General features: G+C 42.5%; 12 protein-coding genes and 1 pseudogene. 9 read left to right on the forward strand and 4 right to left on the reverse strand.

The genetic code is table 11. The features are described 5' to 3' along the window. Positions 1 to 181 precede the first annotated feature (181 nt). From OFN73_RS07990 to OFN73_RS08000, 3 genes are read left to right on the forward strand one after another with little or no spacing between them, the layout of a single operon-like run. Complete coding sequence (locus OFN73_RS07990; RefSeq protein ID WP_270862982.1) at positions 182 to 751, forward strand: hypothetical protein; 570 nt, start codon at positions 182 to 184, stop codon at positions 749 to 751. Further along, entirely contained in the window at positions 748 to 2,115 is a 1,368-nt protein-coding gene (locus tag OFN73_RS07995; RefSeq protein ID WP_270862983.1) for an SPL family radical SAM protein, read from the forward strand. Before OFN73_RS07990 ends, OFN73_RS07995 begins: the two co-directional genes overlap by 4 nt. After that, positions 2,115 to 2,747, forward strand: a complete 633-nt coding sequence (locus OFN73_RS08000; RefSeq protein WP_270862984.1) for an SDR family NAD(P)-dependent oxidoreductase — start codon at positions 2,115 to 2,117, stop codon at positions 2,745 to 2,747. Before OFN73_RS07995 ends, OFN73_RS08000 begins: the two co-directional genes overlap by 1 nt. Here the strand turns inward: OFN73_RS08000 and OFN73_RS08005 are convergent. Then, positions 2,744 to 3,124 (reverse strand): hypothetical protein, encoded by a 381-nt coding sequence (locus OFN73_RS08005; RefSeq protein ID WP_270862985.1) that lies wholly within the window; start codon positions 3,122 to 3,124, stop codon positions 2,744 to 2,746. The two genes, OFN73_RS08000 and OFN73_RS08005, sit on opposite strands and share 4 nt — an antisense overlap. A gap of 73 nt (positions 3,125 to 3,197) precedes the next feature. Here OFN73_RS08005 and OFN73_RS08010 point away from each other — a divergent pair, with 73 nt between their 5' ends. Beyond that, complete coding sequence (locus OFN73_RS08010; RefSeq protein ID WP_270862986.1) at positions 3,198 to 3,569, forward strand: HIT family protein; 372 nt, start codon at positions 3,198 to 3,200, stop codon at positions 3,567 to 3,569. Here OFN73_RS08010 and OFN73_RS08015 read toward each other — a convergent pair. From OFN73_RS08015 to galU, 3 genes are all read right to left on the reverse strand, one after another. Then, on the reverse strand, positions 3,562 to 4,773 hold the full coding sequence (locus OFN73_RS08015) for an MFS transporter (RefSeq protein ID WP_270862987.1): 1,212 nt from the start codon (positions 4,771 to 4,773) through the stop codon (positions 3,562 to 3,564). The genes OFN73_RS08010 and OFN73_RS08015 overlap by 8 nt on opposite strands. A 578-nt stretch (positions 4,774 to 5,351) precedes the next feature. Then, complete coding sequence (locus tag OFN73_RS08020; RefSeq protein ID WP_270862988.1) at positions 5,352 to 6,599, reverse strand: glucose-6-phosphate isomerase; 1,248 nt, start codon at positions 6,597 to 6,599, stop codon at positions 5,352 to 5,354. Then, the gene (galU, locus tag OFN73_RS08025; RefSeq protein WP_270862989.1) at positions 6,586 to 7,431 is read right to left on the reverse strand and encodes a UTP--glucose-1-phosphate uridylyltransferase GalU; all 846 of its coding nucleotides are present in this window, start codon (positions 7,429 to 7,431) and stop codon (positions 6,586 to 6,588) included. The genes OFN73_RS08020 and galU overlap by 14 nt, the downstream gene beginning before the upstream one ends. 74 nt (positions 7,432 to 7,505) lie before the next feature. Here galU and OFN73_RS08030 point away from each other — a divergent pair, with 74 nt between their 5' ends. From OFN73_RS08030 to OFN73_RS08050, 5 genes and pseudogenes are all read left to right on the forward strand, one after another. Further along, a complete protein-coding gene (locus OFN73_RS08030) occupies positions 7,506 to 8,102 on the forward strand; it encodes an IMPACT family protein (RefSeq protein ID WP_270862990.1) in 597 nt (198 codons plus the stop codon). A 96-nt stretch (positions 8,103 to 8,198) separates the two neighbouring features. After that, entirely contained in the window at positions 8,199 to 8,765 is a 567-nt protein-coding gene (locus OFN73_RS08035) for a PAS domain-containing protein (protein ID WP_270862991.1), read from the forward strand. A 381-nt stretch (positions 8,766 to 9,146) separates the two neighbouring features. Then, entirely contained in the window at positions 9,147 to 9,425 is a 279-nt protein-coding gene (locus tag OFN73_RS08040; protein WP_270862992.1) for a BrnT family toxin, read from the forward strand. After that, positions 9,422 to 9,637, forward strand: coding sequence for a CopG family antitoxin (locus OFN73_RS08045; RefSeq protein ID WP_270862993.1), 216 nt, complete (start codon positions 9,422 to 9,424; stop codon positions 9,635 to 9,637). The genes OFN73_RS08040 and OFN73_RS08045 overlap by 4 nt, the downstream gene beginning before the upstream one ends. 234 nt (positions 9,638 to 9,871) lie before the next feature. Next, positions 9,872 to 13,808, forward strand: a pseudogene (locus tag OFN73_RS08050) (hypothetical protein); the annotation flags it as partial.

The following is a 13,808-nucleotide window of genomic DNA, read 5'->3' on the forward strand; positions in this document are numbered from 1 at the left end:
TTTAAAAGATAAAGCCAAAAATACAGATACAGCTAAAAAAGCCAAAAAAGCAAAAGATACGGCAGATGAAGTCAAAAAAATCAAAAAAGCTGTGAGCGAATAATTAAACCAAAAGAAAAGGCTTATAAATTTAGCTTTTTTCTAGCCTTGGCTTGCTAAAATGCGAGGTTTAGGAGAGTTTATGAGAGTATTTGTGTGCGCCACGAAGTCCGAGGCGCAGGGTCTAGTGGATAGATTTAGACTAAAAAAAAGTAGCGTTAAATTTGGCGAAAAAAGCGTTAAATTCGGCGAGAGTGGTGCAAGTTTTGGCGAAAAAAGCGTCAATGTGTGGCTAGGCGAGGGAATTTTGCTTTTTATCTGCGGTGTGGGCTTTGGCAAAAACGGCGAAAACGCGCAAATTTTTGGCGAAATTTTGGCGAAATTTAGCCCCAAAACAGCCATAAATTTTGGAATTTGTGGCTGTAATAGCGATGAAATCGGTGTCGGCGAGGGGTTTTTGTGGGACGAAAACAGTGCGCCAAAAGGGGCGAGCTTAATCTGCGTTAGCACCCCGCAAACTACGAAAATTTCGGCGCCCACGATAAGTTTATACGATATGGAAAGCGCGAAATTCAAAGAAATTTGCGCTAAATTTGGCGTGAAATTTAAAATTTACAAGGTCGTAAGCGATCATTTAATCGACGCTAAAATCGACAAAGCCAGCACTTGTGCGCTACTTAGGGCGCATGCGGAAAAAATAGGAGAGTTATGAGTGAAATAAATGGCGAGTTCAAACTCGCACTAAATGCTGAAAATAGCGAGCTTTTGCGCGAATTTTTTCTATCAGGGCATTTTAGCTTCCAAGAGCGCAAGCAAATCGCCGAAATTTGCGCTGATTTGCAGGCTTGGGGCGAAAATGTGGGGGAAATTTTAAAAGTAGCGAAATTTGGCGAAAATCGTGGCGTAAATTTTGCTTCGAATTTCGCCGGAAATCCTAGCGCAAATTCTAGCGCAAATTTTGGCTGGAATTCTAACGCAAATTTCAGTGAAAATCGTGGCGTAAATTCAGAGCCAAATTTACAATCCAAACCCGCCTCAAACCACGCTTGTAAGCAGGTTTTCGCGCGCATAAAATCCGCGTATGAGCAAATCAAATCGCGCCCGCCTGCGTATGAAAATTTCACTCCGCACTACACGCCCAAACGCTACGAAATATCGCGTTTTGCGGGCGAAAAGCTAGCCCTTGGTCGCTGTCCTGTCGCTAGCGAGGGGACGCGCTGTTGCAATCTACTCACGCTCGATGCGGTCAATTCGTGCGGGTTTGACTGCTCGTATTGCGCGATTGGCTCGTTTTACAAAAACGGTGTCGTGGGATTTGATGAAAATTTCGGCGCAAATTTGGCGAAATTAGAGCTCGATAGCGACAAAATTTATCATATCGGCACAGGTCAGAGCTCGGATTCGCTCATGTGGGGCAATAATTTCGGTATTTTAAGCGCACTAAATTCCTTCGCCAGAGCGCATGAAAATGTGATTTTGGAGCTTAAAAGCAAGTCAAATAATATTTCCTTTTTTTTGCAAAACGACATTTCGCGCAATATAATTGTGACATTTTCACTAAATCCGCAAATCATTATCGAAAATGAAGAACATCTCAGCGCTAGCCTAGATGAGCGCTTAAATGCTGCCAAAAAACTGGCGCAAAAGGGCATTTTGGTGGGATTTCACTTTCACCCGATGATTTATTTTCAAGGTTGGCGTGATGAATACGGCGCGATTTTTGCGCGATTGGTGCGCGAATTTGACCCTAGTAGCGTAGCACTTGTATCCTTTGGCACACTGACATTTATAAAACCAGTTATCAAAAAACTGCGCGCCAGAGGGCTTAAAAGCAAAATTTTGCAAATGCCATTTTCTGACGCAAACGGCAAAATTTCATACCCCAAAAATATTAAGCTTGAAATGTTTAAATTCGCCTATTCTAGCCTGCGCGCGTGGCATGAGAAAGTATTTTTTTATCTTTGCATGGAGGATGAGGCACTCTGGGGCGAGGTTTTTGGGCGCGAGTTTGCCAGCAACGACGAATTCGAGCGCGCGATGAAAGAAGCGTATATGTGCAAAATAAAGGAAAATTGATGAAAAAAGCGTTGATTACGGGCGCAGGTGGCGGGATCGGCAGTGCGATAGCGCGGAAATTTAGCCAAAACGGCTTTGAAATTTTAACCTTAAATTCGAGATTTGATGATACTGCCTCGCTTAAAAAAGAGCTAGCAAATTTGAGCAAAGAGAGCTTTGATGCTGTGATTTTATGCGCTGGCGTGGGGAATTTCGACCCTTTTGAGGCGGTGAGTGGGGACGAGATTTCGCGCGTGATAAGCGTAAATTTAAGCGCAAATTTGATAATCCTAAATGCGCTAATCAATTCGCTCAAACGCTCGCACGCCCATATCATCGGCATTGCTTCGATCGAGGCGCACAGATACTCGCGATTTAGCGCGCTGTATTCGGCGTCCAAGGCGGGACTGCGGGCGTTTTTGCTATGTTTGTTTGAAGAGTATCGCAAGGATTTGCGCGTAACCTGCATAAGCCCAGATATGACGCAAACGCCATTTTTTGCGAATTTGCGCTTCAAACCGAGCAGTGATGAGCGCGCCTATATCGACCCAGACGAGATTGCGAATTTCGCCTATGAGGCGTATAAAACTAAGTCAAATTTGAGTGAAATCGTCATCCGCCCGCGTATCGTAGGGATAAAAAAGAAAAATTAATCCGCTAAAAATTCGAGAAATTTTGCCTCATCGAAGCTTTCAAAATGGCTGAAATTTTCAAATTTTGCTATCTTGGCCAGCGAGTGCGCACTCCCAAAAAATGCGAGTTTTTTAGCCATTGCGCCGGAGCGAAGCCACGCGGTAAAGATTGAGTTATACACCAAATCCTCGCACTCTCCGTCGCAGATGATTACAGCGTCGTTTCCATAGAGGCTATCGTCGCTGACATCGGCCCTCACGCAGGCTTTTTGCGCGCTTTGCACGGCTTCTTTGAGCGCATAGATTCGCACTTTGTGCTGGCAAGCACTCAGGGCGTTTAAAATTTGGGCTAGATTTAAAAGCGAGAAATTATCATAGATTACAACGGCGATTTTCACGGATTTCCTTTAAATTTTTACGCGATTTTAATTAAATTTTGTTTAAAATTCCATATTTTTATAAGGAGAAAATATGATATACGAAGATGATATAATTTTTATCGAGCGCGAAGAGAGCGAAATCCCGTGGATTAAAATTTTCACCAAAACTAAGGCAAAGGAGATTACGGATTTGCCAAGCGAGCAAATCGCGCACCTTTGGGCGGCTGTTTTGGAGTGCGAAAGAAGCATGCGAGACTTCTACAACCCCGATAAAATCAATATCGCAAGCTTCGCAAACTATGTGCCCAAAGTCCATATCCACCTGCAAGCTAGGTTTAAAAACGACAGCTTTTTCCCTGAGAGTATGTGGGGCAAAAAAATGCGAAAAGCCAAACTCGACCTGCCAAATTTCGACGAATTTGCCCAAATTTTAAGCGCAAATTTAAAGATAGCGTTTAAGTAGGTTTTGATTTATTTCTACGCAGATAAAACAGAGCCAAAAGCAAAATTAGCGCGCAAAATCCGCTGATAAAAAAGCCGAATTTCGCGCCAAATTTATCCGTGAAAAACCCCGCAAAAAGCGCGCCAAATGGCGTGCTTCCCAAGAAAAATAGAGTGTAGATACTCATTATCCTGCCGCGAAATTCGTTGCTGGTGTGCATTTGCACGGTCGAGTTCATCGACGAGTTTGTCAAAACGAAAAAAAATCCAAGCAGCGCAATTAGCGTGGCATTGTAAGCAAAGCTCGCCACAGCCCCAGCCAGCGCGCAGATCACGCACACAAGCACGGCGCAAATGCGGATAGATTTCAGTGACAAATTCCCAAAACTAGCTACTCCTAGCGCCCCACACAGCGCCCCAAGCCCCAAAATCGACATCAAATACCCAAAATACCGCTCGCCCTGAGCCAAATCGAATTTCACAAAGGCTGAAATTGTGATATTGTAATTAGGTATGAAGGTTGATAAAATCAGCACAATAAAAAGAATTTCGCTTAAAATTTTTTTAGAAAGCATATACAAAAAGCCCTGTTTGATGAGCGCTAGGGGGCTTAAATTTGAGCGCGATACTTTGCTTGCGGGCTCGGAAATTTTGACAAAAAATAGCGAGATAATGACGGCTAAAAAGCTAATAGCATTTATCACGAAGCACCATTTCGCGCCAAAGTGCGCCATTATCAGCCCTGCAAGCGCAGGTCCTGTGATACGGGCTAGGTTGAAAGAGATCGAATTTAGCGCGACTGCGTTTGGAAGCTCGGAGCTAGAAGCGATGAGCGAGCGCACGAGGGCTTGGCGCGAGGGCGAGTCAAACGCCGTAAATACGCCATTTATGAGGGAAAGCGTGAAAATGTTTGCGAAGCTAAACGCCTCAAACCACGCTAAAAAGGCGAAAATGCACGCTATAATCATCATGCCGATTTGCGCGCACAAAAGTATGCGAAGCTTGTCAAAGCGATCGAGCAAAACGCCTGAAAATAGCGTGAATATTAGCGATGGCAAAAACTGCGCGAGGCTAACAAGCCCCACCTTAAACGGATCGTGCGTAAGCGTGAGCGCAATCCAAGGAAGCGCGATTGTTTGCATCCACGAGCCGATTAATGAGAGATTCATGCCAATCCAATAAAGCCTGAAATTGCGGTATTTGAGGGAGTGAAATGGATTTCTCATAAATTTTCCTTGCCAAATTTGGGCTAAATTTTACTCATAAATTTCGAAAATTTCGCTGAAATATGGGGTTTGGATAGGGCAAAATTTCGCCACGACAGCGACTGCGCGCCGCTTGATTGTCATTGCGAGCGTAGCGAAGCAATCTACGAGCGACAATTACAAAAATGTAAATTTCGTGTCATTGCGAGCATAGCGAAGCAATCCAGTAAAATTTAAAGCAAAATTCCACTTAAATTTTTGAAATTCTGCAAAAATACTGCGCCGAAATTTTTTATATTCGTAGATTGCCACGAAACGGCTTGCGCCGTTTCTCGCAATGACAAATAAAAGGCAAGGAAATTTCTCTGGATTGCTTCGCTCGTTACACTCGCTCGCAATGACAGCAAACTTGGCGCAAGGAATTTTATATTCGTAGATTGCTTCGTCGATAACGCTCCTCGCAATGACAATAGCGAACGCTTCAAAAATTCTTGCAATGACAATGGTTAGCGTATCGGGGCAGTATCCCCGGCTTGCGAAGCGCAATGATAGATTATCGTCATCGAAAGGAGCTGTTTAATGGGCTAAATTTCAAAAAATTATCTATTTAAAATCATTGATTTTAGTATGCGTTTGCCTGCTTCAACGCCCGGCTGGTCGTAGGTATTCACGCCCAAAATCGCCCCAACCCCGCTAGTTAGTAGCTCAAAATAATAAAACAAAAATCCAGCGTTTGCCTCATCTAGCGCGCCCACTTCGATGACATCGACGCTCACGCCCTCGTTTATCACAGCCTGCGCGGTCGCGTCGCACTGGAAATTTAGCACACTTTCCAAGCTTAGATTATTTACAAAGTCGCAACTAGCCAAATTTTCCAAGCTCAAATTTGGGATTTTTCGCGATGTGCCGGAGTTTTTTAGCTTCATAAATGTTACTGTCTTATCCTTCACGCCGTCCATGATAAGCTGCAAGAAACTGTGTTGATCGCGCGAGCCAACTAGCCCTACTGGGGTAAGCCCATATCGCGTGTAGCCGATTTTTTTGCCGATACTCTCCGCCCAGAGCTGGACATACCAGTCATTGAAGGCTTTGAGCCTGTCGCAATAGCTGAAAATCACATTGATTGTGGCATTTTTGTGAGTGGCGTAGTGGTGGGCTTTTTGCACGACTTCGTTATTTTCTAAATTTTCGAAATTTCCGTTTAGGATTTCGCCTAAAAACCTTTCTTGCGCCATTTTCGCGCCAGCTAGCAAGGCGCGCGCATCAAGCCCAAGAGCGAGAGCTGGCACGAGACCAACTGCGCTAAGCACGCTAAATCGCCCGCCAACATTGGCTGGCATATTTATCACGGTGGCGTTTTGAGCTTTTGCGTAGGTTTCTAACGCCGAATTTGGATCTGTGATAAAGATAAAATTACGGCTCAAATCCTGCGCGCCAAACTCATCTAAAACGACCTTAAATAGCGAAATGGTTTCGATTGTGGTGCCGGATTTGGACGAGATGATAAAGAGCGTATCGCTAAATTTGAGCCCATTTAAGGCGTTTTTGACGCTAAAATCGTCTAAATTATCTAAAATTTCAAATCTTAAATTTGGCTCTATTTTTTCGCGTAGCATTTCGTAAAACGCCCTTACACCCACGCTCGAACCGCCGATTCCCACGACTACGACAGCGCTAAAATTTTTGCCAGCTAAAAACTCGCTAGCCTGCGCGATTGCGCTCTCGCCGCTATTTGGTAGGTGATAATACCCGATCTCGCCACCTTCGAATTCATCTTTTAGCGCCAAAGCGACATTTTTTAGCTCGTCGTTTTTGGCTTTGGTGAAAAAAAGTTTATTTTTTATCATTTTTTTTCTTTGCAAATTCTTTTTCGTAAAAATACTTCGTCGCCTCGACATAGCCCTCCACGGAGCCACAATCAAAGCGTTTGCCCTTGAATTTATACGCCATTACAACGCCGTTTTTGGCCTGCTCTAAGAGCGCGTCGGTGATTTGGATTTCGCCGTTTTTGCCAGCTGGCGTGCGCTCGATGATATCGAAAATATCAGGCGTGAGTATGTATCTGCCAATGATCGCTAGGTTTGATGGGGCGTCCTTTGGGGCTGGTTTTTCGACCATATCGCTAACCATAATCAAATCATCGCTGATACTTTTGCCCGCGATTACGCCGTATTTGCTGACATTTTCTTTTTCTACTTCCATTACGGCTACGATTGAGCAACGATATTTCTCATAAACTTTAACCATTTGTGCTAGCACGCCTTCGCCAGCGGTGTTTATACACAAATCATCAGCCAAAACTACACCAAAAGGCTCATCTCTAACGAGAGTTTTGCCTGTAAAAATCGCGTGTCCTAGCCCTCTCATATCCTCTTGGCGGGTAAATGAAAACTGACAAGATGACATTAAATTTCTAATATCATCTAGCAAATACTCTTTGCTAGTGCCCTTGATTTGGTCTTCTAATTCGTAGCTCCTATCGAAATAATCCTCCAAAGCGCGCTTTCCACGCCCTGTGACAAATGCCATATTATTCATACCAGCTTCTAACGCCTCATCTACGCCATAGTGAATTAGCGGTTTTGTAAGGATTGGAAGCATTTCCTTAGGTAGCGATTTTGTGGCTGGCAAAAAGCGCGTGCCATACCCCGCAGCAGGAAATAAGCAAGTCTTAATCATGATTGTATCCTTTTGAAATTTTAGTAAATTTTTATTATAATATAAAAAAGGTAAATTTAATCAAAAAGGCGAAAATGTATATCATACAGCGTGAATTTAGCGCGAATTTAGAGGTCAAAAAGTCAAATTTCATCGCGCATTTGGTGCCGTTATCTGAGTTTGAGCGCGTGCGTGAGCGACTAAAAGACGAACACCCCAAAGCCCGCCACATCGTCTGGGCGTATCGAGCGCTAAATGAGTATTCCCAAATCGTCGAAAACCAAAGTGACGACGGCGAGCCCAAATCCACGAGTGGGCCATCGTGCCTAAATGCGCTTCGTGGCGCAGGTCTGATTGACACGGCTGTGCTTGTGGTGCGGTATTTTGGCGGGATCAAGCTAGGCACTGGCGGGCTAGTGCGCGCGTATGGCGGGGCTGTAAATTTGGCGATAAATGCGAGCGAGCTAGTATTATACGAGCTCAAAAAGCCTTGCGAATTTTTCGTGCCGTTTGCGCAAATTGCGAAATTTGAGCACTTTATGAAAAAGCAAAATTTCGCTTACACGCTAAATTTCACCGACACAGGGGCTGTATTTTCGTGCGCTCTTTCTCAGGCGCAAACAGCGATTTTCGCGGATTTCGCGCAGGGTTTCATCGCGCCGTTTAAGATACTTAGATTGCCTGAATTTTAAATTTTCCACATAATATTATTGTTATTTTTTTATTTTAAGTTAAATTTTATAAATCACTTTGTAAAATTGAGAGAAATTTTATCGTAAAGGAAAAAAATGCCAAGACCAACCCCTAAAAACAACGAAATCAAGCTAGATCCGGGCAGGTATATCGTCTCTCGCACCGATCCTAAGGGTATCATCACATTTGGCAATGTGTATTTTTGCGCTATTTGCGGTTATAGCGTCGAGGAGCTACTCGGTCAGCCACACAACATAATCCGCCACCCAGATATGCCAAAAATCGCGTTTAAGCTCATGTGGGATACGATCCAAAAAGGTCGCGATTTCGTCGCAGTCGTCAAAAATATGGCCAAAGACGGCAGTTACTACTGGGTCATGACCGAATTTATCCCTAAAAAAGACCCCGCCACAGGCGAGATTGTCGAATACACAGCCTACCGCAAGGCTCCGCCACGCGCTGCTATCGATATCGTCGAACCGCTGTATAAAAAGCTTTGCGCCGCAGAGGAGCAAGGCGGTATGGAGGCTAGCGAGGCGCTTCTAAACGAGTATCTCAAAAAACAAGGCGAGACTTATGAGAGCTGGATTGTGCGCATTACTGGCAAGTCAAACCCGATTACTGCGCTGTTTTTCAAGGCGATGAGAAAGCTTTTTGGCTAAATTTGGCTTGAAATTTGATGATTTAAATTTGTGTGGATTGTGAATTTTGATTGTTTAAATTTTAGTTTTTTAAATTTTTGGTTTGAAATTTTAGTCGTTTAAATTTTATGATTGAAATTTTAGTTATTTAAATTTTTGTTTTAAATTTTGGTGATTTAAATTTGTGATTGGAATTTTGATTATTTGAAATTTTACTTGAAATTTTGTTTGAATTTTAAATTTCATTTCCCCCTTTGCCTAGACCTTGTGTCTAGGCTTTTTTATTTCGCATTTTTTCCGCTAGCGCAACTTCTAAACACTGCCCCGAGATTTATATAGTAATTTAAGCATACTTTTAAAAAAATATTTTATTATTACAATATAATTATGGAGTAGGTAAAAATGACTTATGAGTGGGACGAGGTAAAAGCTAGGTTAAATATCGCAAAGCACGGAGTTAGCTTTGATGAAGCAAAGAGTGTTTTTGGCGATGAGCGTGGTCTTGTTATTTTCGATGAAGACCACTCGGAAGATGAAGAAAGGTTTTTGCTTTTGGGCGTAAGTCTAAAAGAGAGAATTTTGCTTGTGGTGCATTGTTATAAGCAAGGCGACATTATTCGCATTATCTCGGCACGAAAAGCCACTAAAAATGAACAAAGACAATACAAGGAGCAGTTATGAAAAAAGAGTATGATTTCTCAAAAGCCGTTAGAAATCCTTATGTAGATAAAAGCCTAAAAAGGCAAATTACTATAAATTTAAGTGGCAAAGTGATTGATTATTTCAAAGAAATGGCAGATAAAAAAGGTGTGCCATATCAAACCCTTATCAACATTTTTTTAAATGATTGCGTTGATAAAAAGCTTGATATCGCTGTCGTTGGTGCAAATTAATTTATTTGGTTGTGACGAAGCAATCTACGAGTTTAAAATTCAAAGCGCTAAATTTGCAAATTTAGCGACTTTAAAATTCCCCAAATTTCCCCCAAAAACGGCGCAAAAAAAAACAGCGATAAATTTTATCCTTTACAAATGTGTAATTAAACTTTTTTTAAATTTTAAACAGATAAAATACGGAGTTATTCATCACATTTTGCGATTGAGTTCGCAGAAAAAAAGGAGTTTTTCATGAACAAGGTCTATAAGCTCAAAAGGAGCTCTCACGGTGTCAAGGTCGTTAGCGAGATCGCTAAGGGACACAGTGGCGAAAAAACTGTGCGCGAGGGGTTCGGTAGCACGATTTTTTCAAGCATTGGCAAGATAGCGAGCGCGCCTGCTCTGGGACGGCTGGCTATGTCGCTAGCTACGATAGTGGCTATTAGTGCGCCATTTATGCCAAGCGAGGCAGAGGCGGGTAAGCTCTGTGTGCATACTAGCGGTGTTGTATATTTCACTAGCAATACTACTTGCCCAAATGACACAAGCCTATTACAAGGCACCGGTGGTCTATCGTTTAACGAAGGAACGACATCAAGCACTGCTAGAAACGCCACTGCTTGGGGTGTTGGAACTTTGCTTAATCCTAATAATAATCACAATCCCGATACACAACCACATACCAATCCAGACAATACTGTAACCCCTGTTACCCAAGCATCAACTGCAAGTGGCTCAAATGCTACTGCATGGGCTGGCGGTCAAGCTAGGGGCGATTATTCTACCGCGTGGGGATTTGGTATAAATAGCGACAATAAGATAAGAAAATTTTCACTAGCAAGCGGTAAATATGCCACTGCATGGGCTGGCGGTCAAGCTACTGGTAATTATTCTACTGCATTTGGTGCAGGTTCAGTAGCGAATAACAAAGGTTCTACTGCTTGGAATTCAGGACAGGCTACCGGTGCTTTTTCTACTGCATTTGGTAGGGCTACTGCACAAGGTGATAATGCTGTTGCTTGGGGTTCATCTGGTGTTATAGCAAAAGGAAGTAACTCTGTTGCCTTTGGTCAAAAATCAATAGCAGATGGCAATAACGCAGTGGCGTTTGGTTATGAAACTGAAACTCATAACGGAGCAAATAATGCTTTTACATTTGGAAAATGGACAGATGCGTATGGCGAACGAGCGACCGCCTTTGGTCTAAGCACTGTCGCAAAAGGTAATCAATCAACCGCCTTTGGCGAAAACACAGAAGCAAATGCAACAAATTCGACCGCTTGGGGTAAAAATTCGATAGTCTATAGCGGTGCCGATGAAGCAACTGCCTTTGGTTTAGGTTCGATTGCACGAGGTAAAAATTCACTTGCTGCTCTTGGTGGAACGACAAATAAAGAGAATACTATGGCTATCGGCGTTGGGGCGTTAGCAAATGAAATTAACACTATTGCTTTTGGTAATAATGCAAAGGCATATTATACAAATACTATTGCTATTGGTGTGAATTCGGTAGCTGGTGATGTCACAAATGACAATTCTGGTGCTACTATCGCCATAGGTATGAACGCGCAAGCATTAAATGGTAGAGGCGTAGCCATAGGTAAAAATACAAAAGCACTTGGTCCATCAAGCGTATCAATAGGCGGTGCTAATGGCAATGGTGCATATTCATACGGTACTGGCTCTATTTCTATTGGTGCAGAAGCTATCGCAGATGTAGATTCGAGTGTTCAATCTGGTCAAGGTAATATTGCTATCGGTTATTTAGCTAAGGCAAAAGATAAAACTGGCATAGATGACGGCGAAGCTGGACAAAGTATCGCTATCGGTATGGGCACAGTAGCAAATGGTGGTCAAGCTATGGCAATCGGTGCAAATGTTTTGGCTGACGGATATGGCTCTATTGCGATTGGTGGCGATGATATAGGTGGTAGAAGTAGTAGTTCAAGAAAAGCAGAAATAGAAAAATATATAGCGTTTCTCGGCGGAGAAGATGCTAGATTAATGGACGGGGATTTGGCTATTAGCAAACGAACTAAAATGCTCAAAGCTATATTTAGCGGAGATTGCAAAGTTGACGGTAATAAATTAGTTGGCGATAATTGTCCTGCTGATTTAAAAGGCGAAAATCCTTATACAAAAACAAATGCTAGTGCATTAGGCTCTATGGCGATAGGTCAAAGCTCTATCGCTTCAAATACATTTGCAAGTGCTGTTGGCTTTACAAATACGGCTAGTGGTATAGCTTCTGCTTCTGTGGGCACAAGTAACGAAGTGTTAAGTCATGGAAGTTCGGCTTTTGGTCTAGAAAATAAAATTAAAGCTGATGATATTAACTCAACCGCCGTTGGTGTTCTTAACCTAATCGATGGTGGTTCAAGCAATGCGTTAGCTATGGGTAATAGTAACTATATCTCAGGTAGCAATTTTTCTATCGCAGCTGGTTACTATAACGAAAACCACGCTGATAATACTATATCGGTTGGTTTATACAACGACGCAAACGCTACAAATGCTTCTGCTGTGGGTCTAAGCAACTATGCTCTTGGCGAAGGCTCTATCGCTGTGGGTGGATTAAATGTGGCAAAAGGCGATTATGCTACTGCATTTGGTTTGAAAAATAATGCTATGGCAGACCACACCCTAGCTATCGGTTCGCTAAATAATGCTAAGGCTGAAAATTCTATGGCTTTGGGTGCTGATAACAACACTACTGCTAAGTTTTCTGTCGCTGCTGGTATGAGCAATGTCGCCGAAGGCGAGAAATCAGCCGCGCTTGGTTTTGGCAATGTCGCAAGTGCTACTAAATCTTTCTCAGTCGGTATGGACAACAATGTAACCGTAACAGGTGTCGAGAGTATCGCTCATGGTTATAGAAACAAAGTAAGTGGTGCAAATTCTATCGCTATGGGAACCGGCAATGAGATAAGTGGTGACAATTCTGGTGCATTTGGCGATCCAAATATCATATCGGGTAGTGGTTCTTATGCGACTGGTAATGATAATACCATTAATACAAATAATACGCATGTTTTGGGAAATAAAGTAACTAAAACATTTGAAAATTCTGTCTTTTTAGGCAATGAGAGTGCTTATGTCACAGGAGATACTACGGCTGCTAATGGTGAGGTAGAAAATGCCACAGTAGGCGGCGTGACTTATGGCGATTTTGCTGGTGCGCAATCTAAGGGCGTAGTAAGCGTAGGCGATAAAGATAAAGAGCGCAGAATCCAAAATGTCGCAGCGGGTCTAATCACAAAAGATAGCACCGATGCTATTAACGGCTCGCAACTATATGCCGCTTACGATCAGTTACAATGGCAAGTAGGCGCAAATACCGATATCGCTGGCACTGTGGGCAAACTAGACAAAAATAAAAATAGGTCAAATGTATATTTCGTCGAGGGTAATGATGGTATAAAAATCACAGCCACTGAAAATGCAAATGGCTATGATGTTACATTTGCCCCTAAATTCCAAAACGCCACTATCAAAAACAACAAGATTGTTTCAATAGGATATAACGGAGATATATATAGTGTAGCAGGAGACGGAGTAGATACTAATACAACCGTCGTCAATAAAGACGGAAGCGTAAGTGTGACAACTGCTAGTGCGCTAAATGCTGAGGGTGGTAGAGAGTATATCCTAAGCATAGCAAATCAAATGGAAGCCAATAGAACCGAAATTTCAAATGATATTAAAAATTTCTTTGGTGGCGAAACTAAAATCGAAGGCAACAAAACTATCGTTACAAATCTAGGTGGTACTGGCGAGACTACTATCCACGACGCTATCAAAAAAGCGTATGACAGAAATGATACTGTCAAATCTGGCGATCAATATGTGACTGTCGAAAGAGATAGAAATGGCGCAGAGGACGGAAATGATTTCACTGTTAAAGTAACACTTCCAGTGCAATATACAGATGATACAAATAGCACTGTTACGCTAACTAATAACATTAATGGCGATAGTGTTAAACTTACAAATTTAGCTGACGGTGATATCTCTGATACTTCAACAGATGCAATCAACGGTTCACAACTTAAAAAATCAGCCGAGGGTAATAGAACTTATCTTACTGTCGATGGTGGCACAGTCGCTCCAACAGACGGCACTTACACAGATGGTAACCTAAAACTTACTCATGGCGGTGAAAATAACAACACCTATGACCTAAAACTTG

The sequence above is a fragment of the Campylobacter sp. JMF_14 EL1 genome, assembly GCF_027737585.1.
Taxonomy (GTDB): Bacteria; Campylobacterota; Campylobacteria; order Campylobacterales; family Campylobacteraceae; genus Campylobacter_B.

Bases quoted from the DNA above. Each gene is read 5' to 3' on its own strand.
- OFN73_RS07990 (WP_270862982.1), top strand. From the start codon at position 182: ATGAGAGTATTTGTGTGCGCCACGAAGTCCGAGGCGCAGGGTCTAGTG.
- OFN73_RS07995 (WP_270862983.1), top strand. From the start codon at position 748: ATGAGTGAAATAAATGGCGAGTTCAAACTCGCACTAAATGCTGAAAAT.
- OFN73_RS08000 (WP_270862984.1), top strand. From the start codon at position 2,115: ATGAAAAAAGCGTTGATTACGGGCGCAGGTGGCGGGATCGGCAGTGCG.
- OFN73_RS08010 (WP_270862986.1), top strand. From the start codon at position 3,198: ATGATATACGAAGATGATATAATTTTTATCGAGCGCGAAGAGAGCGAA.
- OFN73_RS08015 (WP_270862987.1), bottom strand. From the start codon at position 4,773: ATGAGAAATCCATTTCACTCCCTCAAATACCGCAATTTCAGGCTTTAT.
- OFN73_RS08020 (WP_270862988.1), bottom strand. From the start codon at position 6,599: ATGATAAAAAATAAACTTTTTTTCACCAAAGCCAAAAACGACGAGCTA.
- galU (WP_270862989.1), bottom strand. From the start codon at position 7,431: ATGATTAAGACTTGCTTATTTCCTGCTGCGGGGTATGGCACGCGCTTT.
- OFN73_RS08030 (WP_270862990.1), top strand. From the start codon at position 7,506: ATGTATATCATACAGCGTGAATTTAGCGCGAATTTAGAGGTCAAAAAG.
- OFN73_RS08035 (WP_270862991.1), top strand. From the start codon at position 8,199: ATGCCAAGACCAACCCCTAAAAACAACGAAATCAAGCTAGATCCGGGC.
- OFN73_RS08040 (WP_270862992.1), top strand. From the start codon at position 9,147: ATGACTTATGAGTGGGACGAGGTAAAAGCTAGGTTAAATATCGCAAAG.
- OFN73_RS08045 (WP_270862993.1), top strand. From the start codon at position 9,422: ATGAAAAAAGAGTATGATTTCTCAAAAGCCGTTAGAAATCCTTATGTA.